The following is a 26,562-nucleotide window of genomic DNA, read 5'->3' as shown; positions in this document are numbered from 1 at the left end:
CCCCTATTCTTCTTAAAGTTATTATAATTTTAGAAAGCTAATCTAAATTAATTAATACATGAGAGTAAAACTACTATCGCTATGTATGCTATGGTTAAGTTTTTCGGTCTTTTCTCAAGAATATTTTCCGAAAAATGACGGCGTTAAAACCTCAAAAAATAGTTATACCGCGTTTACAAATGCAAAAATTTATGTGACCCCTACTGAAGTGCTGGAAAACGCAACACTTCTTATTCAAAAAGGAAAGGTTATTGCTGCCGGGACTTCAATTGAAGTACCAGACAACTCAATAACAATAAACCTGGAAGGAAAATACATTTACCCTTCATTCATTGATATTTATTCCGAATTTGGTGTCGAAAAACCAAAAAGACAAAGAAGTTCCGGCCCGCAGTATGATGCAAGTCGTAAAGGTTATTACTGGAATGACCATATCATACCGGATCAGGATGCAGTTAACAAGTTTAAATTCGACACTAATAAAGCTAAAGAACTTGTTGAAAATGGATTTGGGGTCGTGAACACTCATATTGCTGATGGTATCGTGAGAGGTTCAGGAGTTTTGGTGGCACTAAATTCAGAAGCCAATAACAGTGAAAGAATATTAGAGCAAAAATCATCTCAGTTTTTATCATTTGACAAAAGTGCTGCTTCTAACCAATCCTACCCAACATCATTAATGGGGGCAATGGCTTTACTGAGACAACTTTACCATGATGCTGACTGGTATGCTAAAGGAAATGCTGACAATAAAGACATGGCTATTGAAGCCTTGATTAAGAATCAGGAACTTCCACAAATTTTTGATGCCGGAAACAACAAACTTAATGCGCTTAGAGCAAACAAGATTGGAAATGAATTTGATATAAAGTATATCATTAAGGGAAGTGGGTATGAATATGAGCGAATTGATGAAATTAAAAACCTCAATTCACCTTTAATTATCCCCCTGAACTTTCCGAATGCTTATGATGTAACAGACCCCTATCAGGCTTCTAAAGTTTCGCTATCAGATATGCGTCAATGGAATCAGGCACCGACAAATCTTTCAGTACTCTCAAGCAATAATATTTCGTTCGCTTTAACTACTGCAGAAAATAAAAAAGTCTCAGAATTTAAAAGTAACTTGATGAAGGCTATTGAATATGGTTTGGCGCCTGAGATTGCTTTAGCTGCATTGACAGAAGTTCCGGCAAAATTACTTGGTAAAAGTGACGAAATGGGATCTTTGAAAAATGGAACACATGCTAATTTCTTAATTACATCCGGACCTTTATTTGAGAAATCAACCACGCTATATGAGAACTGGGTTCAAGGTCAGAAACATATTATAAATAATATGAATATTAAAGATATTCGTGGCGATTATAATTTAAAGGTGAATGGTACCGAATACAACTTAAGTATAAAAGGAAAAATAGAAAGCCCTTCAATCGAAATTAAAAAAGACACCTTAAAAATTGCTTCAAAATTAGAATATAATAATGGATGGGTTAATGTCTTTTTTGCACCCGAAACTGATGGCAGTAAAACCTATACAAGATTAACCACCAAGGTAACAAAATCAGACAACCTTAATGGCTCTGGTGTATTAGCCAATGGAACTTCAGTGAATTGGTATGCAACCAAAACTTCCGATTTTGAGTCTAAAAAGAAACAAGATAAAAACGAGGTACAACCTAAAGTATTCCCGGTTTCTTTCCCTAACAAAGCTTACGGATTTAAAAACACCCCGCAGCAAGAAACAATTTTATTTAAAAATGCTACCGTCTGGACTAATGAAAATGAAGGTGTTTTAAAAAACACTGATGTTTTAGTCAAAAATGGTAAAATTGCAGAGATTGGAACTAGCTTATCCTCAAATGAAGCTAGGGTGATCGATGCCACAGGTAAACACCTAACTACTGGTATAATAGATGAGCATTCTCACATTGCTGCTGATGCCATTAATGAAGCAGGTCATAATTCATCAGCTGAAGTCAATATCGGAGATGTTGTAAACCCGGATGACATCAACATTTATAGAAATTTGTCAGGTGGAGTAACTACCATTCAGATTCTTCACGGATCTGCTAATCCTATTGGAGGACGTTCTGCCTTGATCAAATTAAAATGGGGAGGAAGTGCTGAAGATATGTTAATCGATAATGCCCCGAAATTTATAAAGTTCGCATTGGGAGAGAATGTTAAGCAATCGAATTGGGGAACTACGCAAACCATTCGTTTTCCTCAAACCAGAATGGGTGTAGAACAAGTTTTTACGGACTACTTCCAAAGAGCAAAAGAATACAAAGAATCCTGGAATAATTATAACCAACTTTCACGAAGAGCGAAAGCCAATTCAAAAGCTCCAAGGTATGATATTGAAATGGAAACTATTGCTGAAATCATCAATAAAGAAAGATTTATCTCCTGTCATTCCTATGTGCAAAGTGAAATTAATATGCTGATGAAAGTCGCTGACAATTTCAACTTTAATGTTAATACATTCACGCATATCCTTGAAGGATATAAAGTAGCCGATAAAATGGTAGAACACGGTGTAGGAGGATCTACTTTTTCTGACTGGTGGGCTTATAAATATGAGGTGAAAGATGCGATTCCTTATAATGCAGCCATAATGCATGATGCAGGGGTTACTGTAGCAATCAATTCTGATGATGCAGAAATGTCGAGAAGACTAAACCAGGAGGCTGCTAAAACCATTAAATATGGAGGGGTTTCAGAAGAAGATGCCTGGAAGTTCGTAACGCTGAACCCGGCAAAATTACTGCATTTAGATGATAGAATTGGAAGCATTAAAAAAGGTAAAGATGCAGATTTAGTGCTTTGGAGTGATCATCCACTTTCTATCTATGCCATAGCAGAAAAAACAATGATTGAAGGTACTGTTTACTACGACTATGAAACCATGCAGGAAATGCAAAACAGTATCAATACCGAACGTAACGAGCTTATCAACATGATGATTGCCGCAAAAAATAATGGCATGAAAACACAAGCTCCCGTGAAAAAAGAAGAAAAACACTTTCACTGTGATTCATTATAAAAATTTAAACAGATGAAAAAAACAATACTAAATATTGCTGCATGTGTTTTTGCCATTACCTCGATAATGGCACAACAAACACCGGCACCGAAGCAATCCAAATCGATACTAATAATGAACGCTACCGCCCATTTAGGGAATGGAGAAGTTATAGAAAACAGTCTAATTGGATTTAAAGATGGTAAACTATCTCTGGTTGCAGATGCCACCACAAGCAAGTTAGATCAACAGGCATATGATGAAATTATTGAAGCCGCTGGAAAACACGTTTATCCCGGATTCATTGCATGTAATGCGACCCTGGGCTTGGTGGAAATAGATGCCGTACGTGCCACAGATGACGAAGATGAGATTGGAGGCATGATTCCTAATATAAGAAGTTTAATTGCCTATAATGCTGAATCTCAAATCGTAGAGTCCATGAGACCTAATGGGGTGTTAATGGCACAAATAACACCAAGAGGAGGAAGAATATCCGGCACCTCTTCTGTAGTGCAGTTGGATGCCTGGAATTGGGAAGATGCCGCCATAAAAGTAGACGATGCTATTCACCTTAATTGGCCGAACAGCTTTACCAGGGGTCGTTGGTGGCTAGGTGAAGACCCGGGTATGAAGCCAAATAAAAAATACCCGGAAGATCTTGATGATGTAGTTTCTTTTATAAATGAAGCCAAAGCATACTTAAAAGGAGATCAGACCCCCAGAAATTTGCCATATGAAGCCTTATCCGGATTAATCGATGGTACTCAAAAACTTTATATCCATGTAGACGGTGAAAAGGAAATATTGGATGCTATTAATTTCTCCCAAGAAAATAATATAAAAATTGTAATTGTTGGTGGCCGGGAATCCTATAAAGTTGCCGACATGCTTGCTGAAAACAATATCCCTGTTTTGGTTGGCAGACCGCATAGCCTCCCGGCCGGAGAGGATACTAATGTAAAGCAGCCTTATAAATTAGCTGCATTATTAACAGAAAAAGGTGTATTAGTTAGTATTGACCCCAGCGGTAGCATGGAGCGTATGAATACCCGAAACCTACCCTTCTATGCAGGAACCTTTGCAGCATATGGTTTAAACAAAGAACAAGCTATAGCTCTTTTAACCTTAAATGCTGCTAAAATTTTAGGAATTGATGATTTAGCAGGTTCCCTCGAGATTGGTAAAGATGCTACCTTATTTATAAGTGAAGGAGATGCATTAGACATGCGAACTAATAAGCTTTCTAAAGCATTCATTCAAGGAAGAGACATTAGTCTCGAAAGCCATCAAACTGAATTATACCATAGGTATAACTCAAAGATTAATGGTAAATAAATAATACGATCTACATTGAAAATAAAAGCGTGCCTGATGGCACGCTTTTTTGCTTAATTTTGCTAAAATTTCTAGCATTGAAAAAGATTACTAGTACACAGAATTCCCTGATTAAGGAAATCGTTTTATTAAAAGAAAAGTCGCGAGAACGCAGAAAATCAGGCACCTTTGTCATTGAAGGGCTTAGAGAGGTACAACTTGCGCTTAAAGGCGGTTATCAGCTCAATAGGATACTATTTTATAATGACATATGTCCTGTTGTTAAGATTGAAGAGTTGGTAAGAACATGTAATTTCACCCCTGATTTAATAGAAATTTCAAAAGAAGTTTACCAAAAAATTTCCTACAGACAAACCACCGAAGGAATTATTGCTATTGCAAATACTAAAAAACATTCGCTGGAAGAACTTAGTTTTAAAAATAACACCCCATTAATTCTTGTTGCCGAAGCACCTGAAAAGCCGGGAAATATAGGAGCATTATTGAGAACAGCAGATGCCGCCGCTGTTGATGCGGTTATAATTGCTAATCCAAAAACAGACCTCTACAACCCCAATATTATCAGATCAAGTGTAGGATGTGTATTCACCAATCAAATTGCCGCTGGAACAACCCAGGAAATAATAAAATTTCTTAAAGATCGTAACATTCAGATTAATTGTGCAGCACTAACAGCATCCGTTAATTATCATACGATCGATTACACGAACCCTACTGCCATTGTAGTGGGAACCGAAGCTACAGGATTAAGCGATGAATGGCTAGAAAATGCCTCCCGTAACATAATAATTCCAATGCAAGGAGAAATAGACTCAATGAATGTTTCTGTATCTGCAGCTATTATTATTTTTGAAGCTAAAAGACAACGTTCCTTTAACTAGATAAGCTCACAATAACTCCAAAACATCATTCATACAATGAATCCTGACACCTTGTTTTATATTATCATCACCATATTAATTGTTGATTTTATCTTCGATAAGATTCTTGATCGCTTGAATGCAAATCATTTCAATGATCCGGTTCCTGATGATTTAAAAGATGTATACGATAACGAAGAATATGAAAAATCACAACGATACAAAACCACAAATTATAAATTCAGCACCCTCACTTCTACAATTTCAATCGTTGCCACACTAGCTTTTTTCTTTCTCGATGGATTCGATTTTGTAGATAGGTTAGCCCGTAATAGCTCAAATAATGAAATTGTGATTGCTCTTGTCTTTTTTGGGATTATCATGTTTGCTTCAGATATTCTTAGCACTCCGTTTTCATATTATCACACCTTTGTTATTGAAGAGAAATTCGGATTTAACAAAACCACTAAAAAAACATTTTTTATAGATAAGATCAAAGGTTGGATAATGACAGTGATCCTGGGAGGAGGCATCTTAGCCATTATCATTTGGTTTTATAAGGTTACCGGAGCGAACTTCTGGCTATACGCATGGGGCTTGATTGCTGTATTTACAATTTTCATGAATATGTTTTATACCAGGTTAATTGTACCCCTGTTCAATAAACAAACACCCTTAGAGGATGGATCCCTCAAAAAGAAAATAGAAGCATATGCTTCAAAAATTGGGTTTAATATCAATAAGATATTTGTGATAGACGGCTCAAAAAGATCTACAAAAGCTAATGCTTATTTCTCTGGGTTTGGTTCTCAGAAACAAGTTACCTTATATGATACCCTTATAAACGACCTGGAAGAAGATGAAATTTTGGCAGTTTTAGCGCATGAAGTAGGTCACTACAAACACAAGCATATCATATTTAACCTCATTGCCTCAATTCTGCTTACGGGAATTACATTATATATCTTATCCCTGTTTATAAACATTCCCGAATTCTCCATGGCTATTGGGGTGAGTCAGCCAAGTTTCCATGCAGGATTAATTGCTTTCGGTATCCTGTACACGCCTATCTCAGAGCTTACAGGACTGATCATGAATTTCATTTCCAGAAAATTTGAATACCAGGCAGATCATTATGCTAAAGACACTTATAAAGCAGAACCTCTTATCACATCGTTAAAAAAACTATCTAAAAATAATTTAAGTAATCTTACCCCACATCCAACTTATGTATTTGTCCATTATTCACATCCAACGCTTTTGCAACGGATGCGTAAACTTAAGGCATAGATTTTGTTGTTAAATAATAAAGATTGTGTTAAATTTAATATATGGCTGTAATTGATACGGAATTAGAGAATAAACAAATTGCCAAACAGTATAAAGAACTGTTGCGCATAAGTTATCAAGCGCTTTCAGATGACGATAAGAAGCTCATTAGAAAAGCATTTGATACAGCTGTTGATGCCCATAAGGAACAACGGAGAAAAAGTGGGGAAGCCTATATATTCCACCCAATCGCAGTAGCCAAAATAGTCGCTCGTGAAATAGGATTGGATGCGACAGCCATTGCAGCAGCCCTATTACATGATGTAGTAGAAGACACGGATTACACACTTGAAGACCTTGAAAGATTATTTGGTGAAACCATTGCGAAAATTGTAGATGGTCTGACCAAAATCTCCATGATAAGCTCTGAACAAGATATCTCACTCCAAGCTGAGAACTTTAGAAAGATGCTCCTGACCCTTAATGATGATGTTAGGGTAATTTTAATAAAGATAGCCGATCGCTTGCACAACATGCAAACCATGGAGTCAATGCCGGAGCATAAACAAGTGAAAATAGCATCCGAGACCTTATACATATATGCTCCTTTAGCACACCGAATTGGGCTTTACAATATCAAAACAGAACTGGAGGATCTCGGGTTAAAATATACCGAGCCTGATGTTTATAATGACATTCTCGGAAAAATAGAAGAAAGCAAAGAAGAGCAAAATGAATACATCGAAACCTTTAGCAATGTAATTAAAGAAACCCTGGATAACGAAGGCCTTAATTACACCATTAAAGGAAGACCGAAATCAATCTTCTCTATCAGAAGAAAAATGCTTGCTCAAAATGTTAGCTTTGATGAAGTCTACGATAAGTTTGCTATTCGAATCATCTATAAAAGTGACTATGCCAACGAAAAATTCCTGGCATGGAAAATATATTCCGTGGTTACCGATCACTTTAGACCAAACCCTGTAAGACTTAGAGATTGGATATCTTCACCCAAATCCACTGGGTATGAAGCCCTACATATAACCGTTATGGGGCCAAAAGGACGCTGGGTTGAAGTGCAGATAAGAAGTGAGCGCATGCACGAAATTGCAGAAAAAGGATATGCGGCTCACTTTAAATATAAACACGGTAAACAGCAAGAGCAAGGAATTGAAGTCTGGTTGAACAGGCTTCAGGAAGCTTTGGAAAATCCTGAAATGAATGCCGTCGATTTTGTCGAAGAGTTTAAACTAAATCTTTACGCAAAAGAGATATTTGTTTTTACGCCAAAAGGAGATTTAAAATCACTGCCTAAAGACGCTACACCTCTTGATTTTGCTTTCAGTATTCATACCGAAGTAGGATTACACACCCGTGGTGCAAAAGTCAATGGTAAATTAGTCCCGCTGAGCCATCCCTTAAAAAGCGGTGATCAGGTCGAAGTTATAACTTCAGATAGCTCTAAACCGAATGCTAACTGGCTCGATTATGCCACTACAGCCCGAGCTCGCTCTAAGATTAAATCAGCCTTACGAGAAGAAAAAAGAGGTATTGCTGAAGATGGTAAAGAAATTCTACGTCGTAAATTAAAGCAGCTTAAAATAACTCTGAATGAAAAGACAGTCAACCAATTGGTGGTCTACTTTAAACTGAAAACAAGCTTAGATCTGTTTTACCGGGTGGGTATTGGTAAAATTGACAACCAAATGCTAAAAGACTTTGCGGCTTCGCGAACAAATACGTTCATCAATTTCTTCAAAAATAGAATGAAGAAAGGGACCGCAGCAGAAGAAATTCACAAAGATGAAATAACAAATAAATACGATCTGTTAGTTTTTGGAAAAGAAGAAGAAAAACTAGATTATAAAATCGCTAACTGCTGTAACCCTATTCCGGGAGATGACGTCTTTGGTTTTGTAACCGTAAACGAAGGAATCAAAGTACATAAAAAAGACTGTCCAAATGCTTTAGCTTTACAATCTAATTTTGCATATCGTATCATTCAAGCCAAATGGGTCGACTCTTCACAACAAAACTTTACAGCCAATATTAGATTAACAGGTATTGATAAAATAGGACTGGTTAGTAATGTTACCAAAGTGATCTCAAACAATATGCATGTTAATATGAAGAATATTAAATTCGACACCAATGATGGGGTGTTTTCAGGAAATATCACCCTTGAGGTAAAAAACAATATCATCCTTAAAAAACTAATAGAAAACCTAAAAAAAGTTAACGGAATAGATAAAGTAACTCGAATTTAATATTAAACCGTACATTTGTAGCTGATTTTGAATTTTCGATAATGAATGACAATAAAAATCAAGAGATTGTAAAAAACGTTTTTACTAAATTTTTAGAAGAAAACGGGCACCGTAAGACACCTGAACGCTATGCTATACTTCAGGAAATATATGATAACGAAGAACATTTTGATATAGAAAGTCTTTATATCAAAATGAAAAATAAAAACTATCGTGTAAGTCGTGCTACACTGTATAACACCATTGAACTTCTTTTAGAATGTAATCTGGTACGTAAACATCAGTTTGGTCAAAGTCAGGCTCATTACGAAAAATCATTCTTCGATAAACAGCATGATCATGTAATTTTAACAGATACTGGTGAAGTGTTAGAATTCTGCGATCCACGCATCCAAACCATAAAAAAAACAATTGAAGAGGTTTTTGATATTAAAATTCAAAACCATTCGTTGTATTTTTACGGCACAAAAAATAAAGACAATTAATTAACTACACATAAATAACACAATGGCGGTAGATTTACTACTAGGATTACAATGGGGAGACGAAGGAAAAGGTAAAATTGTTGACGTTCTCACCAAAGATTATGATATTATCGCTCGTTTTCAGGGCGGACCCAACGCTGGACATACACTAGAGTTTGATGGCATTAAACATGTCCTTCATACTATTCCTTCAGGTATTTTTCACAAAAATGCCATCAATGTTGTTGGAAATGGTGTTGTAATTGATCCGGTAATATTTAAAAAGGAAATTGACAATCTTAGTCAATTTGAAATCAATATTAAAGAAAAGCTCCTGATTTCGAGAAAAGCCCACCTTATTTTACCAACACACCGGTTATTGGATGCTGCTTCTGAAGCATCAAAAGGTAAGGCTAAAATAGGTTCGACCCTTAAGGGAATTGGTCCAACTTATATGGATAAAACTGGGCGAAATGGGATCAGGGTTGGAGATCTTGAATTAGAAGACTGGAAAGAACGATACCGATCTCTGGCTAATAAGCATGAAGAAATGATTAAGTTCTTCAATGTTGATATTCAATACGATTTAGCCGAATTAGAGAAAGATTTCTTTGAGGCAATTGACGCGCTAAAACAACTTACATTTATCGACAGTGAAGAATTTGTTTTTCAGGCAATGAAATCAGGTAAGACTATTTTAGCAGAAGGTGCACAGGGATCTTTATTGGATATTGATTTTGGAACCTATCCATTTGTTACCTCTTCCAATACAACGGCGGCAGGTGCATGTACCGGTTTAGGAGTTGCTCCTAATAAAATTGGCGAGGTTTTAGGTATTTTTAAAGCTTATACTACCCGAGTAGGTAGTGGCCCCTTCCCTACCGAATTGTTTGATGAAGACGGAGAAACATTAGGACGGGTAGGTAATGAATTCGGAGCTACAACCGGTAGAAAAAGACGTTGTGGTTGGTTAGACCTGGTAGCCTTGCGTTATGCAGTACAGGTAAATGGGGTAACCCAACTTATGATGATGAAAGCTGATGTACTTAGTGGTTTTAAAACCTTAAAAGTATGTACCGGATATGAGTATAACGGTGAAGTAGTGAACCACCTTCCTTACAATATTGAACCTGAAAATGTCAATCCAGTATACATTGAAATGAAAGGATGGTCTAAAGATCTTACAGGACTTAATTCCGCTGAAGAGTTTCCATCAGAACTGAATGAATATATTAGCTTCCTGGAAAAAGAACTTGAGGTGCCAATTAAAATTGTTTCGGTCGGTCCGGACAGAAAACAAACCATTCACCTATAAATAACAAAAACGCTTTGGTTAAATCACCAAAGCGTTTTTGCTTAAACTAATTGCTTTGTTCAAAGTACACCTAATATCAAATTGTTAACTCTTCCAATGCATCGTTCAGCATTGGAAATGGATGAACCAAAACCAGAATCGTCCCTGGATACCTAAACTGACTTCCAAATAATATAGAAGTCAATTTTGCCTGTAGAAATAAAACTTTTTAAGCACAGGCTTATTTTTAATCTTACATAGTGAGTAAAATTTTTAATTTTATAAAAAATTTTAAAGTATTGAGATTTATATTAAATACATGCTGTTACATTTTAGTCCTTTTAAGCTTTTATTCGAATGCTCAAGAACCACAAGGCAAACGTATTAAAATTGTTTATGGAGGTGACTTTTCTAAAGATGAAGCAAAGTATCCTGGAGCTGCTATATTTAGCAAAGCCGGAGATAGACAAGTTCAGTTTGAGCATGAGGGCGTAGACTTTTGGTGTGATGTTGCCGTTTTTTATCAAGAAGATAATACCATAAAGGCTTACGGAGATGTCTTTTTCCAACAGGGAGACTCTATCAAGATGAATAGTGATCGAACTGAGTATAACGGTAACACAAAAATTGCTGTGGCAGAAGGAGCTGTTAACCTCCGTAATAACTCGATGGAGTTAACCTCTGAGAAAGTGTGGTTTGACAGAGCAATACAAGAAGCTTATTACAACACCTTTGGAACCGTTAAGGACAGCGTTAATACACTAACAAGCAACAAGGGACGCTATTACCTTACAATCAAAAAATACGAGTTTAAAAGCGATGTGAAAATTGTAAACCCTGATTACAACATCGAATCAGCGCGTTTAGATTATTATACCAACTCGCGAAACGCCTATATGTACGGCCCTTCAACGATTACAGGTAAAGATTATAAGTTGTACTGTGAAAGAGGCTTTTACGATACCAAAGTTGAAAATGGCTATGGTATTAAAAACACCCGCATCGACTATAATAACAGAATTATACGAGGAGATAGCGTTTATTTCGATAAAGCCAGGGAATTTGCCTCTGCCACGAACAATATTAGAGTTATTGACACCATAAATAAAGGAGTTGTAAAAGGTCATTATGCAGAAGTTTACAAAGCAAAAGATTCCCTTTTTGTTACAAAAAGAGCTGTAGCTATCAGTATTGTAGAAAAAGACTCCATGTATATTCATGGAGACACACTAATGGTTACAGGTAAGGAAAATGAACGGATCATTAAGGCCTTTCATAACGCAAAATTCTTTAAAAGTGATATGAGTGGTAAATGCGACTCTATTACCTCTGATGAAAAATCGGGAATTACACGCCTTATTAAAGACCCTATTTTATGGAGTGGCAAAACACAAATGACTGGCGACAGCATCCTGATAACCTCAGATCTTGAAACAGAAAAGCTTGATTCATTAAAAGTACTGAATAATGCATTTATCGTTCAAAAGGATACATTGAGTGAAAACGCTTTCAATCAGATAAAAGGCAAAGATCTGTTTGGAAAATTTATAGATAATAAACTAAAACAAGTTGATGTTGTAAAAAATGCCGAACTGATTTATTACCTCTGGAACGAGACTGAGTTTATAGGAATTGATAAGAGAAAATGCGGAAGCATTGAATTTATTTTTTCTGAAAATGAAATTGATGATGTAATATCGAGAAATGAAGTAGATGGTAACATATATCCGGACAAGGAACTCCCCCCTAATGGCAGGAAATTGAGAGGATTAAAATGGTATGGCGATCAGATGATCTTAACGAAGGATGATATATTTGACGAAGACGACAACAATATTATATTACCTGAAATTAAAGGAGTTACAAACCCTATTGATATTGACAATCCTAACCTTGCTCCCGGAGAAGAGAAAATTGATGAGAAGAGCGATGAAGAAAATGATCCCTCAAAGCAAAACCCGACCAATGTCCAGCCAAAGCCTAAAGCCACACCAGCAAAAAAGCAGGACACTATTGTAGTCAAAAAGAGTAGCAAAACAAACTAAAGGAATGTCAAACTTAGATGATTTTTACAAATATCAGGCGCAAACATCGCCTCACCCGTTGGCATTAGAAATTTCAAAAGCCGAAGGGTCTTATATATATGACATTGACAATAATGCATACCTTGACTTTGTAGCTGGGGTTTCGGCAAATACCCTTGGACATTCTAATCCAAAAGTTATAGAAGCTATAAAGCAACAAGTTGATCAGTATATGCATGTGATGGTATATGGTGAATATATCCAACAACCGGCTGTTGCCTTGACAAAATTACTGGCCAGTGAACTTCCCGCCCCGCTAGAAGCTACCTATTTAGTTAATTCCGGTACCGAAGCGATTGAAGGCGCTATTAAATTGGCTAAAAGAGCTACTGGTCGCGCCACTGTAATTTCAGCAAAAAACGCCTATCACGGTAATACTATGGGTGCAATGAGTGTCATGGGAATAGAAAGCCGCAAAAGAGCATTTAGACCCCTCATTCCCGGAGTTAAATTTATCGAATTCAATAAGCCGGATGAATTAAATCAAATAACACATAAAACTGCAGCTGTCATTTTGGAAACAATTCAAGGCGGAGCTGGGTTTATCGAACCTCAAAATGATTACTTAAAAAAGGTGCGTCAACGTTGCGACGAAACAGGATCGCTATTAATACTGGATGAAATACAACCGGGATTTGGACGAACAGGTAAACTTTTTGGTTTTATGAACTATGGAATTGTTCCGGATATTATTGTGATGGGAAAAGGAATGGGTGGAGGAATGCCGGTCGGTGCCTTTACGGCCTCACACAAACTGATGAATCTATTGAAAGACCATCCAAAGCAAGGACATATTACAACCTTTGGTGGACACCCTGTAATAGCTGCAGCTTGCCTGGCCACCCTTAAAGAAGTAATAAATTCAGACCTTCAGGAAAAAACACTGGAAAAAGAACAGTTATTTAGAAAATTGTTAATACATCCACTTATCAATGAAATCAGAGGTAAAGGATTAATGTTAGCCCTGATCATGAAAAATGAAGAAATAACAAATCATTTGGTTATGGAAAGTATGAAGCACGGACTTGTTTTATTCTGGCTTCTGGTAGAGACCCGTGCCGTTAGAATAACGCCTCCCCTAACCATCAGTAATGACGAAATTAAACAAGGGTGTGACATCATATTGAAAGTATTAAACCAATATAACGTCTAAACTGTTAACTAATTTGTTAATAACAATCATGACTATGAATCAAATCGTAGCCATCAAGCCCTAACTTTATAAATGTAGAAATCTAAAACCGCATCGCTTATGCAATTTAGTGCTCACAATGAACAAAACCTCCCGCTCGAAAAGTTCGAGTCTATGCTAAAAACGAATGATGTCTACTTCTTTGATACTGAAGACTTTGAAGACATTATACACCATTATTTAAACAATGGTAAAGTTAGTTTAGCCAAAAAGGCTATTGCTATCGGTTTAGAACAACATCCAACGTCCTCAGAATTGAAGCTTTTAAAAGTAGAGGTTATGGTATTTGAAAACCGCCTGGATGATGCTGAACAACTTTTATCAGAAATCGCCTCTATTGAAGTCACAAATGAAGAAGTATATATTCAAAAAGCTAATATCTTTTCTAAAAAAGAAAATCATTTGCTTGCCATAGAAATGCTGCAATTAGCATTGACCTATTCTGATGAAAGTTCCGACATTCATTCGTTGTTAGGAATGGAATATTTATTTCTTGATGACTACGTCGAAGCTAAAAACAGCTTTCTGAAGTGCATTGAACAAGATCCTGAAGACTATCCGGCCTTATATAATGCTATTTATTGTTTTGATAATTTAGGTGACACAGAGGGCGCTATTGAATTTCTCAACATCTACCTCGATAAAAATCCATATTGTGAGGTCGCATGGCATCAGATCGGAAAACAATTTTTTAAAGATAAAAGATTTAAAGAAGCCGTTGCTGCATTTGACTTTGCTATCTACTCAGATGATGCTTTTATTGGTGCTTATATCGAAAAAGGAAAAGTACTTGAAAAACTTAAACGTTATAATGAAGCCATCGAGAATTACGAAATAACACTCAAATTGGAAGATCCAACTTCTTTTGCCTTATTAAGAATTGGAAAATGCCACGAAAAGTTAGGAAATCTGGACCTTGCAAAAGAATATTTTTATAAAACGGTTCATGAAGATCCTTTACTCGATAAAGGTTGGATTGCTATTACTGATTTTTACATCCGACAGGAAAATTATCGCAAAGCTTTGCACTACATTAACAAGGCAATAAACATCGATTCTGAAAATGTGCAATATTGGAAAAGAAGTGCTCTTATTCATAGTAACTTACATTTTTACGAAGAAGCTGATTTAGCCTACAAAAAAGCTGTTGAACTTGGTAATTATGAATTAGACACCTGGACAGCCTGGGCAGATATTCTCATAAAACTTGGGGAATACAATTCTGCTATCCAATGCCTGACGCAGGGATTAGAATTTCACCCATCAGAAGCAACACTGGAATACAGACTCTCAGCGATCTATTATACCATAGGAGACGCCCTCGAAGGTAGTCAGCATCTAAAGGCTGCCCTAAAAACCGGCTATCGTCATTTAAAGAATATGACAGAATCATTCCCCTCTGTTTTTAGTAGAAAAACTGTTAAGAATATTATAACAAATTTTCAAAAGACCTCAAATTAAAATTATATACTTTTGTTCGAGTTAAGAACAAAGTATGCGAAGATCATTTTTAGATTACCTAATCATAACTCTTAAAGGAATTGCCATGGGAGCAGCTGATGTTGTTCCTGGCGTTTCTGGAGGCACCATCGCCTTCATCTCAGGAATATACGAAGAACTTATTTCATCAATTAATAAGATCAATCTTTCCGCTTTAAAAACCTTGAGGAAAGAGGGAATTGCCAAAACATGGGAACAGATAAATGGAAACTTTTTTGCTGCCCTCCTTTTAGGGATCGCAATTAGTGTGCTATCCCTGGCCAAAGGTATCAAATGGTTACTGGAAAATGAACCCATTTTACTTTGGTCATTCTTCTTTGGACTGGTTTTAGCAAGTATCCTTTTTGTTGCTAAAGAAATTAAAAGATGGCAATTAAGCACTATTTCATTTTTTATCATTGGAACTATTGTAGCCTATTACATTACCACGATTCCCCCAATGCAAAACACAGAAAGTAATTTATTTTTGTTTTTAGCCGGTGCTTTGGCAATTTGCGCCATGATTTTACCAGGTATATCCGGTGCCTTCATATTAGTACTACTAGGCGCTTATAAAGTGGTTTTGGAAGCTATTGATGAAAAGAATCTGAAAACAATTGGTATTTTGGGAATTGGTGCCATATTCGGTATCTTAAGCTTCGCCCGCATATTAAAATGGATGTTCAACCATTATAAAAATCTTACTTTGGCCATTTTAACCGGGTTCATTTTAGGTTCATTAAACAAAATATGGCCATGGAAAGAAACCCTAACATGGTACACCAACTCCAAAGGCCATGAAGTTCCCTTATTACAGCAAAGTATATTGCCAGGTAATTATACAGGAGATCCGCAGTTATTATGGTCAGTATTACTGGCAATTTGTGGTTTTCTTACCATTTACATTTTAGAAAGAGTAGCTGTTAAATCTAACTAATATATGCTGCAAAAAACGCGCACCATTCAAGATAAAATATTCCTTTTCATAAAAGGATTAGCGATGGGTGCTGCAAATAAAGTTCCAGGCGTTTCAGGCGGTATTGTTGCCTTTGTTGCAGGCTTTTATGAAGAATTCATCTTCTCTTTACAGCGTATCAACGGAAAAGCATTTACGCTATTATTCAAAAGAGGTTTTAAGAGCTTCTACCAATACATCAATGGTCGGTTTTTGGGGCTACTTCTATTAGGAATGCTCACCAGCTATTTTAGTGTTTCTAAAATTCTTGATTATTTTCTCGAACGAAAAGAACTCTATGTTTGGGCTTGTTTTTTTGGAATGATATTAGGTTCTATTTATTACATATACAAAGACTTTCATCATTGGAAAAAAAACACCATTTTATCAGCATTAGCTGGCCTGATATTAGGTGTTTCCATTAGTTTCCTGAGCCCGGCAAAAGAAAATGACAACCTGTTATTTATTTTTCTTTGTGGCATTATCAGTGTCTCCGGAATGACCCTCCCGGGACTGTCAGGATCTTTTATTTTAATCCTTTTAGGTAATTACGTTCTATTATTGGTTGATTCGGTTAACGCCCTTTACAACACTATTGCAGAAGTATTCAAAGGTGATTTTAGTTTTATCAACAACGGAGAAAGACTTCATATTTTGAAAATACTAGCTGTATTCACCCTCGGTTCAGCAACCGGACTTGTAACACTATCCCACCTCCTGAATTATGTACTAAAACATTATAAATTTGTTACCACCGCAGTAATCATAGGGTTCATAACGGGCTCCTTGGGTGTGGTTTGGCCATGGAAACAAACCATATACAAGTTAAATGAAACCGGAAATTATATTTTAGACAGTGAAGGTGAAAAAATTATTTTAAACTACCAGCGATACATTCCTAACTTTGAATCGGTAGAAACCTGGACTGCCCTGGGGTTTATTTGCATTGGTATATTAATTGTCTTAGCATTAGATTGGTATGGAAAACGCACAACAAAATAAACATAAACTGTTCGGACTTATTGGTAAAAACATTTCTTATTCCTTTTCACGAACGTATTTTTCTAAAAAGTTCGAAGAGCTTCAGCTATCCAATTGTTCCTACGTTAACTTCGACCTTGAGAACATTGCAAAGTTCCCCAATATTCTTAAAGAACACCCCGAAGTTAAAGGAATGAACGTTACAATTCCATATAAACAAGCCGTAATTCCTTTTTTGGATAGCTTGAACAAAAATGCCAAAACAATTGGAGCTGTAAACACTATAAAAATCACGAAAAAAGGGAAGTTAAAAGGCTATAACACCGATTACTATGGATTCAAAAAATCAATTGAACCGTTTATAAAGCCAAATCACACCAAAGCCCTTATCCTTGGAACCGGAGGTGCCTCTAAGGCCATTGCCTTTGCACTTAAAAAAATGGGAATTGATTACAACTTTGTTTCCAGATCATCAAGTAATGCTGATTTTACATATAAGATCCTAACCAAGTATATCATTGAAGATCATCCAATTATTATTAATTGTACTCCTTTAGGTACCTATCCTAATATTGAAGATAAACCGCCAATCCCTTACGAGTTCATTACCAAAAAACATTTATTATATGATCTTATTTACAACCCGGAAGAAACTGCCTTTTTAAAATTAGGAAAGGAAAAAGGAGCTGCCATATGTAATGGATTGAAAATGTTAGAATTTCAAGCAGAAAAGGCTTGGAAAATATGGAATGAATAAAAATTAACTTCTGACTGATTTATTTTAAGGGGTGTTTATCAAAATACTTGGCTATCTTAAGACTTGTTAGTATCTTTCAGACTTTAAAGTAGTGATGAACCTTAAACATTCTTGAAATGTTAGACGAAGAAAAAAAGGATAACCTGCACGAAGCAGACGGACAGAATAAAGAAACTGTTGAGATTACAAATGCCGAGGAGCAAGAAGAGAAAGTTTCAGACGATAACATTGAAAACATCAATCAGGATCAGCAAGATGATGAAGCTATTGATGAAATAGATAAGTCAAATGCCGAGGATGCTGAAGATGAAGATAATCAACAGCGCCACAGTATACCAATGCCAGACTATCATGCTTTGAGCATGGAAAAGTTGGTTGCCGAACTGCAAGAACTCATCAACAATCATAAAATTCAAGCCATCAAAAACCATGTTGATGGAATAAAATACGAATTTGAATTAAAGCATCAGGAAGAGTTAGAACAAAGAAAAGAAGACTTCATCAATGACGGCGGAAATGAAATTGATTTTTCCTTCACCTCCCCTACTAAGAAAAAATATGACGAACTCTACAGTGAGTATCGCGCTAAAAGAAATGCCTACTATAAAAATCTTGAGCAAACCTTAAAAGGAAATCTTGAGAAACGCCTTCACCTGATTGAAGAACTAAAAGGACTTATTAACGTTGATGAAAACATTAATGAAACCTTCAAGCGCTTTAAAGAAATACAGGACATTTGGAGACATGCCGGTCCTGTGCCTAGGGTAAGCTATAACGATGTATGGAGAACATATCATTTTCATGTAGAAAGGTTTTATGATTTTCTCGATCTTAACAGAGACCTTAGAGATCTGGACTTTAAACATAACCTGGAAGAAAAAGAAAAGCTCGTTACCAAAGCAGAGGCTTTAAAAAATGAAAAAGATGTTGTAAAAGCTTTCAGAGAACTTCAAATGCTACATAAGATATGGAAAGAAGATATTGGACCGGTAGATAGAGAACACAGAGAAGATATCTGGAATCGTTTCAGTGAAGCAACAAAAGAAATCCATAAAAGAAGGCAAGAGTACTATAAAAAATTAGATGAACTTAGTGAACTAAATTTAGAGAAGAAAAGAAACATAATTGCCGAAATTGAAGCAATTTCTTCGAAAAATTATAAATCACATTCCGAGTGGCAAAAGAAAATAAAAGAAATTGAAAGCTTACGCGAAGCATTCTTTAATGCAGGCAAGGTTCCTCAAAAATTTAATGAAGAAACTTGGTCCTCTTTTAAAGAAACGGTAAGACGCTTCAATCGCAGTAAAAATGCTTTCTACAAAACGCTCAAAAAAGAGCAGCATGTCAACCTGGAAAAGAAACTAAAATTGGTAGAAATTGCCCAATCTTTGCAAGAAAGTGAAGACTGGAACGATACCACCCCAATCATGAAAAAAATTCAGTCTGATTGGAAGAAAATAGGTCATGTTCCTCGAAAATACTCAGATAAAATTTGGGACGAATTTAAAGCGGCTTGTAACAAATATTTTGATAGATATCATGCACATCAGAATAAAGCTAATAAAGTTGAGTTTGAAGCACTGGATAAGAAAAAGGCCTTCTTAGACGAACTGAAAACTTTTGAGCTGGGTGATGATCAGGAAAAAGACTTGAAAACCATCAAGAACTTTATCGCTGAATGGAACGGCTTTGGCAAAGTACCATTTAACAAAAGAGGAGTAGAAGCCAAATTCTTTAAAATTATTGATGCACTCTTCAGAAAATTAAACATCGATAAACAAGAAGCTGAACTGATCAAATACGGTAATAAAATTGACCAATTAGAGCAAGCCAATGACGAAAATCTCATCTACGATGAAAAACGTTTCATAAGAAGAAAGATTGATGAACTCAAAGGCGAAATCAGACAATTAGAGAACAATCTAGCCTTCTTTAATACAGATAAAAAGAATCCTATAGTAAAAGATGTTGTTGATAACATTGATAAACACAAACAATCTTTAGATATATGGAAAGCCAAATTAAAAGAGATTAGAAATATTAATCTGGAAGAAGATGTAGAAGAACAAAACGTGGAAGAGTCATCAGATAAAGATCCTTCAGGAGAATAAATATCCGAATAGAATAAAAAAAAAGCCACTTTCCAGTGGCTTTTTTTATTTTCCGGAAGCTAACCGTACAAAAAGAAAAAGGGAGTATTGTTTAATACCCCATTTTCTTTCTAAATAAATACTTCTTAAAATTAATTCTGATCCGCTTCTGTTAAATTTGGATTTGCATCTATTTCCGCCTGTGGAATTTTAAAGATCCATTCATCATTAACTGAAGGTCTTTCTTGCATAAAACCATTTTGATATAAAACCTCAGAGGCACCAGAATTGGTATGATCTATACCTTCATCCCATCGAATATGATTGGTATAACCAAAACCTTCACCATAAAGCTCTACATACCACTGAAATTTAATTTGGTCCATTAACGCTTGTTGGGTACCATATGCCGTTTTATCAAAAGCAGAGTCTCTTGCTCCCGCAAGCATCCCTAAAGCATCTTGAGCCCCTGTAATGTCGTTCATCATAGCTTTAGCTTCTGCCTCTATTAAATACATCTCCGAAGAACGCATATATATTACATCATCAGGATCAATAGTTCCTGGATTCTTTTGTAAGAACTTAACATGCATATATGGATGTGTATTATGCCTGTCTGTCATCCCATAGGTAGCAATAATCTCATCATACGCAGCTTCAAAATCAGCCTCATTATCGTAATTTGGATCAGTTTCAAAACTTCCTCCCTCGCCATTAGAAGCCGAAGAATTTGTATTAGGAGCTAATGGTAACACACTTTTCTTACGATAATCGGTATCAGGTATCAGCTCGTATATTTCTTTATTAAAAAGCTTTGGATTACCCCTGTTCTGACTTCCATTAAAGGTAGGTGATACTAAATAAAAATAGGAACGGAAAAATGTAGTCTCTGTTTGAATAACATTTCCTCCCCAGATAACCTCCGATAAATTATTGGTATTGAAACCAGACAACCAATCAGCTTCATCCATCAATGGGAACCCATCTCTTGCCATTACAGCAGCGTCAGCAGCTGTTTGCCAATCTCCCTTAGATAAGGCCATACGCGCTTTTATTCCATAAGCCGCATTAATATTAATTTGAGACTTATGCTTCGGATCACCAGTAGGACGAGCAGTTGCATTCTGGAAATATGCAATGGATTGATTTATATCTTGCTCTATCTGATCATACACTTCTTGAACAGTTGATCTGGGCTGACTCTCATAGGGTGCCTCCGTAGAAAACAATAAAGGAACTCCAGGATCTGTTGAAGGGTTTCCTATTAAATAACCTTTACCGAATGAGGTTACCAGCTTAAGATAAGCCCATGCCCTGTAGGCATATGCCTGCCCAAGTATCTCACTCATATCTTCATCAATAACCAAATTATCATCGGCTACCTTTTTAATTATCGAATTACAGCTTGCAATAAAATGATAACGCTGAAACCAAAGTTGTTCATTCATTGCATCAGTTGGAACCGTATGTGCTATCCAACGTAATTCAGCTTGATGCCAGCCATTAGCCGGAGCCGAGTGAATCAACACCCCTGGTATCACATCAAACATAGGAATAAAATAATGCTCCCCCGCAAATGTATTAGATCCTCCCGGTAAGGAACCGGTCTGAGCATACATATATCGGTGTAATCCATTTAAGATTAATTTCATATTCGCCGGTGATGCCAATGCATCACCTGCAGAAATAGCATCTGTCGGTTTGGTTTCCAGAAAATCTTCTGAACATCCGGTTAATGTCATCATTAAAAATGACATCAATATTATATTAATTTTTCGTAACATATTTTTCATTTTTAATAGATATTAGAAAGATACATTAATACCAAGGGAAACAACTCTTGAAGGATTGTAATCATTCCCTGATCCTGTACCTGCTAGGTTATACTGTGGGTTCAATCCGGTTCTTTCACTTTTGATGAATAAATTTTCACCCGCTAAAAAGAATCTTAAATTTGAAACCCCTAATCTTTCAGATACGTCATCATCCAGCGTATAGGAAAGATTCACATTTTTCAGTGCTATATAAGAAGCATCTGTTAAAAATCGAGTAGATTGCCTTTGAACCTGATTTGAGTTCCCATTTTCTAACCTTGGAACACTGGTTACATCCCCTGGTACTCTCCATGCATTCAAAGCATCTTCATGTAACGACTCTCCATAGTCTCCAGTATGCATCATTGCAGAATAACCATTATCTAAAATTTTTCCACCTTGTGAAAAAGTAAACATAAAATCAAAAGCCAACCCTTTATAGCTAAATCTATTTTGAACAGATCCAATTAAATCAGGAATCGAACTCTCTCCTACATATGCTCTACCGGCATCATCCCAATCATTAGTCGTGGCATGAGTTCCATCAGGATTCAAAACAGCCTGTCTTTCTCCGGCATTAATATCCCCTTCATACTTATAATACAAAGCATCTCCATTATCCGGATCAACACCAGCGTAATCATAGATATAAAAATCATATCGTGAACGTCCCACATCCCAACGTTTAGATCCATTTACAAATGGTGCAGGAAGATCAGTAATTTCATTGTTTAAGGTCGAAGCCTGTAGTGTTAAATCCCATTTAACATCACCATTGTCAATTAAATGCCCTGTAAGAGCAACTTCAAACCCTTCATTAAACATGGTTCCTATATTATCCGGTTTTTCATCCAAACCATTCGACAATGCAATCGGCAAATTGTAAAGTAAATCAGACGAATTTTTCTTATAGTATTCGACTGAACCATCAAGGAAGTTATTAAACAATCCAAATTCTAACGCAATATCCCAACTCTCTACTGTTTCCCATGTAAGTGCATTATTACCCAAATCAGACCAGTAAATAGCAGGGTCTCCAGCATTAGAGGTAAGAGAATATCTAGGTTGAGATATGTAAAAATCTAGTAAGTTATCATTACCTACTTCCCCATATGACGCTCTTAATTTCAAACGGTCAATAAATGAAACATTATCCATGAAACTCTCCTGGTCAATTCTCCAGGATCCGCCTATAGAATAAAAATTACCCCAGCGAACATCCGAATTAAATACAGAAGAACCGTCTCTCCTTGCAGATGCACTTAAATAATACCTATTGTCAAAGTTATAATTCACTCTGGCAAAATACCCCTCAGTTCTTTTATCTGAGCTATAACCTCCTAACCTAACAGGCGTCGAAAAGTTATCAAACTCATATATCCCCTCGGCAGTCTGAGTTGTCGCTAAACCATCATTTTCCGAATAGTTTCTGTCAAAACTCTCATGACCCAGGGTAACATCCAAATTATGAACATCATTGAATGTATTATTGTAGGTTAAAATTTGGTTGAAGTTCTCAACAGTTCTTCTAAAACGCGTTTCACCATACCTTCCGGTTGGAGCTCCATCACCTACGATATTATTTTCATAACTCTTATTTATGTAATCCTGAATATCCTGACCGTAATTAAATTTTAGATTTAAACCTTCCAATAAAGTGAACTCTGCATAGTATCTGAATCCATAATTATTAATTTTAGTAAGCTCTTCATTAAATATTGCTTCAGCAATACCATGACGACCCGGACTATAAGGTCTTGACTGTATACCAAATTCCGGATATCCTTCACCATAATCAAACTGACGTTCACCTGCAGCATTCAACGCAAAGTTCCCATCGTTATCAACTACATAAACCGGATAAATAGAACCTACATCTTTTGCCCAGTTGAACGGATTCACAATGCTACTCTCTCCAACCCCGGTCGGACCATGAGAGTCTGATAATGATAAGTTAACGCTACCTCCAACAGACAACCAGTCCGTAAGATCGAAATCTCCATTTAAACGAGACGTAATTCGGTCATAATCACTTTCGATCACATAACCATCTTCTTTCAAATAAGAGGCTGAAAAAAACACCTGATGGTCTTCTCCACCACCAGTAACACTCATAGAGTGATTTATCCTTTGACCAGTCCGCTCTAAAGCGTCATACCAGCTTAATCCCTTGTATATAACACCTGCATTTGGGTTTAAACGCCCATCAGTTCCAACAATTTGATCATTGGGCACATTAAAAGGATTATACCCAAGACGGTTAAAAATAGTAGCAGACGCCTCAGTCGCAGCATCAGCACCACTTAAGGAATTCTTGTACGCTTCCCACATCAATTCATAATATTGACCCGGATTAACTGCCTTATATTCCTCAACAGCCTTAGTCACAATACCATACTGAGAGGTTACGTTAATTCTTGCTGGCGATCCTTTCTTCCCTGTCTTCGTTGTAATTAAAACAACACCATTTGCAGCCCTGGATCCATATAATGAAGTCGATGCCGCATCTTTTAGAATGGTCATAGACTCAATATCATCCTGATTAATACTATTCAATCCTCCCTCAAACTGAATCCCGTCAACTATATAAAGTGGATCTGTTGATCCATTCAAGGTTCCCACACCTCTAATAATAATTTCCGGAGAAGAGCCTGGTTGACCAGATGCAGATATCACCTGAACACCCGTTGCAGTACCTTCAATTGCAGAAATAGGTGAAGTGGCCACACGTAATGCTAAATCCTCAGAACCAACAACATCAGCAGATCCCGTAAAAGCTTCCTTGGTGGTTTGACCATAAGCAGTAACAATAACCTCTTCAAGAGCTTGAGCATCTGTAACCATTTGAACATTAATAACACGGGAAGATCCCACAGCTCTTTCAACAGTCTTCTGACCTACATAAGAAAATACAAGTGTTTCCCCTACACTTGCTTCTATAGAATATTTACCATCAAAATCTGTTTGTGTCCCAGTGGAGGTTCCTTTAATCAGAACAGCTACACCTGGTAATGGAATTCCATCTTCATCTACAACGGTACCACTAACCGTTTCCTGAATAATAGAAGCAAATGCCTCTTGTAAATCCCTGGAAGAAGCGGTTGCTATCATAGACGTTTTATTTCGCTCCTCTTCTTCTTCTCTTAATAAGTTTTTGAGTTCCTTATAAGCAGATTTTTGATTTTTAGGGAATAGCACTACATGCTTTTTTATTACCCTAAAATCTATTTCTGTATTACTCAGAATAGCTTTTAAAACATTATTTATATTTTCATTATTTGCTCTTACAGACACTTTTTTTGAAACATCTATAAGGCTATTGTTATAAAAGAAATTGAATTCACTTTTGCTTTCAATCTCAAGAAGAACATTCTTTAATTCCGCATTTTTAAGGTCTAAAGAGATATTTTGGGCATTAGCATCTAATGCAAAAATCTTCACCATAGTAAAACACAGAAGGACTGTATATATTTTCATAATCCTAATGATTGGGATTTTGGATAAAGATCCAATGGAACTGTTTTTTTTCATAATTTTACATAGTTTAATGGTTTTTAACTTTTTTAAGGAATCGTTAAAATTGGAGCGTGTGTGGAGCACGCTCTTTTTTGTTTAATAGTTTAATAGTTTTTAAGTTAGTTTTAAGTTTATTTTTCCATAGATAATAGTATTTGGTTGCCTTTCATATCATAATTGACCGGAGAAGAATATTTTAAAAGTTTAACGACTTCTTCTATAGTCAGGTTATTAAATGTACCAGTATATTTATATTCCAAAAGTGATGGTGAACCAATTTCAAAAACCACATCATACTTCCTTTCCAGATCTGAAATTACTTGCTTCATAGGCGTCTCATTAAACACCAACACCCCCTTCTGCCATGCTATAATCTCATCTGATTTAACTTCTGCAACAACTAATTCGGTAGATACCTTATTAAAGGTGGCTTTTTGTGATGGTTTTAAAAAGATTGACTCCTCTTGATCTTCTTCTAAAATTTCAACTTTCCCCGTAATCAAGGTAGTTTCAATATTTTCATCTTCCTCATAAGACTTCACATTGAAGGAAGTTCCCAATACCTTAATATCAATACCATTTGTTTTCACAATAAATGGCTTAGTCTCATCATGTGTTACGTCAAACAAAGCCTCCCCCTCCAGATAGACTAACCTTTTATCCCCTCGAAATTGATCAGGATACCTGATATGGCTATCTGAATTTAATATTACTTTTGAACCGTCCGGTAATATAATTTCCTTCTTCTCTCCTACCACGGTTTGTTCCTTAACAATGGAAGCGGGATCAGAAGACAATTCATTACCGCCCAGCTGAAAAACCATAAACGAAATAACAATTGGAATAACTATGGCCATGGCTCTTAATGCTACGGAGCGATTGCTTTTTTTCTTATCTAGCTGCTCTAATCGTTGCTTGAAACCACTACCTTCAGCCTGAAAAGCAGATAGTGTTTCAGTTTTATCTATTCCTGAAGCAACATGTGAGGCCTTCAGCCTGTTGAATTTCTTTTGATTATCTGGATGTTGACGGAGCCACTCTAATACACTTTTTCGTTCATCCTCTGTGACAGCTCCTTTAATAAATCGATCCAATAGCTTGTTATGCATTTGATACGTCTTTTTACCCATAAGACGTACAAATAATAATTTACCCCTATTGCTAATTAATTTTT

Annotated in this window: 17 protein-coding genes; 14 read left to right on the top strand and 3 right to left on the bottom strand. The window is 36.2% G+C overall.

Going from position 1 to position 26,562, the window contains the following annotated elements:
• Nucleotides 1-58: 58 nt before the first annotated feature.
• From BM361_RS02755 to BM361_RS02690, 14 genes are all read left to right on the top strand, one after another.
• A complete protein-coding gene (locus BM361_RS02755) occupies nt 59-3,049 on the top strand; it encodes an amidohydrolase family protein (protein ID WP_074976771.1) in 2,991 nt (996 codons plus the stop codon).
• A 12-nt stretch (nt 3,050-3,061) separates the two neighbouring features.
• On the top strand, nt 3,062-4,366 hold the full coding sequence (locus tag BM361_RS02750; RefSeq protein WP_074976769.1) for an amidohydrolase family protein: 1,305 nt from the start codon (nt 3,062-3,064) through the stop codon (nt 4,364-4,366).
• A 77-nt stretch (nt 4,367-4,443) separates the two neighbouring features.
• Complete coding sequence (locus tag BM361_RS02745; protein WP_038265084.1) at nt 4,444-5,247, top strand: TrmH family RNA methyltransferase; 804 nt, start codon at nt 4,444-4,446, stop codon at nt 5,245-5,247.
• Nucleotides 5,248-5,283: 36 nt separating this feature from the next.
• Nucleotides 5,284-6,516: a M48 family metallopeptidase gene (locus BM361_RS02740; RefSeq protein ID WP_074976768.1), complete on the top strand. Its 1,233-nt coding sequence runs from the start codon at nt 5,284-5,286 to the stop codon at nt 6,514-6,516.
• Between the two features lie 41 nt (nt 6,517-6,557).
• Nucleotides 6,558-8,762 carry a RelA/SpoT family protein gene (locus BM361_RS02735; protein WP_074976766.1) on the top strand — a complete coding sequence of 735 codons (2,205 nt, stop codon included), beginning with the start codon at nt 6,558-6,560 and terminating at the stop codon, nt 8,760-8,762.
• A 41-nt stretch (nt 8,763-8,803) separates the two neighbouring features.
• Nucleotides 8,804-9,247 (top strand): Fur family transcriptional regulator, encoded by a 444-nt coding sequence (locus BM361_RS02730; RefSeq protein WP_038265093.1) that lies wholly within the window; start codon nt 8,804-8,806, stop codon nt 9,245-9,247.
• Between the two features lie 22 nt (nt 9,248-9,269).
• Nucleotides 9,270-10,541 carry an adenylosuccinate synthase gene (locus BM361_RS02725; protein ID WP_074976764.1) on the top strand — a complete coding sequence of 424 codons (1,272 nt, stop codon included), beginning with the start codon at nt 9,270-9,272 and terminating at the stop codon, nt 10,539-10,541.
• 278 nt (nt 10,542-10,819) lie between these two features.
• Entirely contained in the window at nt 10,820-12,565 is a 1,746-nt protein-coding gene (locus BM361_RS02720) for an OstA-like protein (protein WP_275126035.1), read from the top strand.
• A 4-nt stretch (nt 12,566-12,569) separates the two neighbouring features.
• Nucleotides 12,570-13,757 (top strand): aspartate aminotransferase family protein, encoded by a 1,188-nt coding sequence (locus tag BM361_RS02715; RefSeq protein ID WP_074976762.1) that lies wholly within the window; start codon nt 12,570-12,572, stop codon nt 13,755-13,757.
• A gap of 99 nt (nt 13,758-13,856) precedes the next feature.
• Nucleotides 13,857-15,257, top strand: a complete 1,401-nt coding sequence (locus tag BM361_RS02710; RefSeq protein ID WP_038265106.1) for a tetratricopeptide repeat protein — start codon at nt 13,857-13,859, stop codon at nt 15,255-15,257.
• 34 nt (nt 15,258-15,291) lie between these two features.
• Complete coding sequence (locus BM361_RS02705; RefSeq protein ID WP_038265107.1) at nt 15,292-16,212, top strand: polyprenyl-phosphate transporter; 921 nt, start codon at nt 15,292-15,294, stop codon at nt 16,210-16,212.
• A gap of 3 nt (nt 16,213-16,215) precedes the next feature.
• The gene (locus BM361_RS02700; protein WP_038265109.1) at nt 16,216-17,232 is read left to right on the top strand and encodes a DUF368 domain-containing protein; all 1,017 of its coding nucleotides are present in this window, start codon (nt 16,216-16,218) and stop codon (nt 17,230-17,232) included.
• Nucleotides 17,210-17,968 (top strand): shikimate dehydrogenase family protein, encoded by a 759-nt coding sequence (locus BM361_RS02695; protein WP_038265114.1) that lies wholly within the window; start codon nt 17,210-17,212, stop codon nt 17,966-17,968. The genes BM361_RS02700 and BM361_RS02695 overlap by 23 nt, the downstream gene beginning before the upstream one ends.
• 116 nt (nt 17,969-18,084) lie before the next feature.
• Nucleotides 18,085-20,079 (top strand): DUF349 domain-containing protein, encoded by a 1,995-nt coding sequence (locus BM361_RS02690; protein ID WP_038265117.1) that lies wholly within the window; start codon nt 18,085-18,087, stop codon nt 20,077-20,079.
• Nucleotides 20,080-20,210: 131 nt separating this feature from the next.
• Here the strand turns inward: BM361_RS02690 and BM361_RS02685 are convergent, their stop codons facing one another.
• The 3 genes from BM361_RS02685 to BM361_RS02670 all read right to left on the bottom strand — a co-directional run bounded on the left by BM361_RS02685 (nt 20,211) and on the right by BM361_RS02670 (nt 26,497).
• Nucleotides 20,211-21,842: a RagB/SusD family nutrient uptake outer membrane protein gene (locus BM361_RS02685; RefSeq protein WP_074977360.1), complete on the bottom strand. Its 1,632-nt coding sequence runs from the start codon at nt 21,840-21,842 to the stop codon at nt 20,211-20,213.
• A gap of 21 nt (nt 21,843-21,863) precedes the next feature.
• Nucleotides 21,864-25,349, bottom strand: coding sequence for a TonB-dependent receptor (locus BM361_RS02680; protein WP_175496539.1), 3,486 nt, complete (start codon nt 25,347-25,349; stop codon nt 21,864-21,866).
• 170 nt (nt 25,350-25,519) lie between these two features.
• On the bottom strand, nt 25,520-26,497 hold the full coding sequence (locus tag BM361_RS02670) for a FecR family protein (RefSeq protein WP_038265120.1): 978 nt from the start codon (nt 26,495-26,497) through the stop codon (nt 25,520-25,522).
• Nucleotides 26,498-26,562: the final 65 nt, after the last annotated feature.

It is taken from the genome of Zhouia amylolytica, from assembly GCF_900116365.1.
Classification (GTDB): domain Bacteria; phylum Bacteroidota; class Bacteroidia; order Flavobacteriales; family Flavobacteriaceae; genus Zhouia; species Zhouia amylolytica.
This window is presented reverse-complemented; position numbering and strand designations above follow the sequence as displayed.